This window comes from Companilactobacillus bobalius, from assembly GCF_002179915.1.
In the GTDB taxonomy this organism is placed as follows: domain Bacteria; phylum Bacillota; class Bacilli; order Lactobacillales; family Lactobacillaceae; genus Companilactobacillus; species Companilactobacillus bobalius.
Genome location: NZ_MYFM01000022.1, coordinates 1 through 2,257, shown reverse-complemented (window position 1 = coordinate 2,257; position 2,257 = coordinate 1). Strand labels below are relative to the sequence as shown.

The window sequence follows — 2,257 nt, the reverse complement described above, 5'->3', positions numbered from 1 at the left end:
ATATTAAAAGTTTGTGACTCATAAATAAAAATACTAGCGAATTGACTTCGTTGTAAATCCAACAAATAAATGTTGGCCTACACAATTTTAGTGTTAAAACTTTGTTCAGTTTTCAAAGGTCTACCAGTTGTTAATTAACTTAACAGCTTAATTATCATATCATCTAAATGATATGATGTCAACAAGAAAATTGATTTAACAATGTTTCTTGTTGATAAGTCATCTTCAAGCGACAACTTAGTAATAATACCATTTTATCATTATCTCTGTCAACAACTAATTTCAATCGTTTGAATTGGTCTAGTTGGTAACTTACGAGACAACGTATATTAGAATACCAATCTCAGAACGATACGTCAACAAAAATATGCAAATAATTTGTAGGTTTTTTTAAAGACAAATATTAATATATTCTGGAACTTCAATGTTACCCGACGGCCGTGTGTTCCCTATAAATCAATCACATATTATTCGGATTATTTTACAGGTGACGTAATCAAATTCTGAGTAATCCATTTAAATATATAATTAAGATTCAGACTTTTAACTATTATGAATTCCATTCTTCTAACAAATGTATCATATTGACCTTCATAAAACATATTGGTAACTCGAATATCTTCATATTAAATCGAAAGCAACTCCATTTCTATCTATAATATCCAAATACATACATATAGAAAGCCTTATTGGATTCAATATACATAACTGTACGTAAAGAACGCTATTCGAAAAAGGCATTTCCCTATATTATTGATTATTCTACTGTAATTAGTAATACAAATCTCAATTACTAGCAACGGCCATTATAAACACTTTTAATATACGATTGAATACACAGCACTTTATAGTAATCCAAGGTTTACAAAGTTAAGATAGTTTTTCATCATCTGTTCAAGTAAATATCCGGAACCTCTGTATCTTCAACTAATCGATTTAAATCCTCAAGGTACTGAATCGTGTTATCAAAAATAATGGGATCATCATTCACAGAAACCTTATATTCATAATACTGTCTCCAGTCGGAGTAATTACAACAGAATTTCATTATACGCAACATCTCCGGCAACAATCAATCATCTGAAATTCAACAGCTAGTTATATTGTGAGTATCGGTAAAACTGTTTTTAATAATTTCAATCAAATAACTTTTCTAAATCAAAATTATCGTTAACTCCGCCATCGCCTTAGTAACTTATCTGCATGCAGAATTTCTATCACTGCGGGTATTCCATCCACTGTAGTTTTCATAATAATGATCTTTACACCTGAAAAAAATTCTTTAATCACATTAACCTAAAGAGGTGGTCCATACATGAGTTATATAAATATATTCAAGATTGATCTTATACCTCTTGATCCAAACAACTCTTGATTAATATCTTCAGTCATAGATATATCGACCAATACAATCCCCCTTTACCACCATAAATAAGAATGAACTATTCGTAATCATTCTAATTTTTTAATTCCAGTTGACACCTTAACTAAGGATTTATCTATCCTCAATAAATGACTCAAAGTAATATTTTGATTTACAGATCATTTCTATGGCGACTTTGAATTCACCAAAGTATTCTCCGTTAAAAAGAAGTCTACAATCACAGTTCTGATATAACAATAAGCATATCCGAAAATAATAATGAATTTATGACATACAAAACATATTGTTGAATGGAACGGACAAAAATTTTGAAAAGATCACTATAGATAAAATGATTGATATTAATCGCAAATTTTTCTATTTGTACTATATTAATACTTTTGCACTACTATCGGAATCTTAATTTTTTATTAAAGACTCTAAAAACTGCAATGGATAATGATTTTACAATTAGTAAATTTAAAACAAATAATAATATATAAATAAAAATTATTGTTGGAATTACATTGAGTACAGAATGGTATTGTGTGATTCCAGATTATCTAAGATCCTAAAAATATGAGTAGAAATCATATGATATGTTTAAATAACTCAGTTGATAACTAATTTATACGGCCCAATTATTAGTTTTATATATAAGTAAAAAAGAGACCGGTCGAGTGATTCGCTAGAATCATCTTGACTGGTCTCTTCTATTATTGGATGTGCCTCCAAGCATTGAAAATGCTTGAGGACACAAAAAAAGAAACCAACCATTTGGTTGATTCCTTACCATTAGCGTGGCAGCTACCTATCCTCGCGGGTAGTTTCCCACCAACTACTTTCGGCGTGGAGAAGCTTAACTTCTGTGTTCGGCATGGGAACAGGTGTATC

At 30.0% G+C, this 2,257-nt stretch carries 1 rRNA gene; it reads right to left on the bottom strand.

What is annotated here, in order from left to right:
• Positions 1 to 2,161 precede the first annotated feature (2,161 nt).
• Positions 2,162 to 2,257: ribosomal RNA gene (gene rrf, locus LKACC16343_RS14095) — 5S ribosomal RNA — on the bottom strand; the annotation flags it as partial.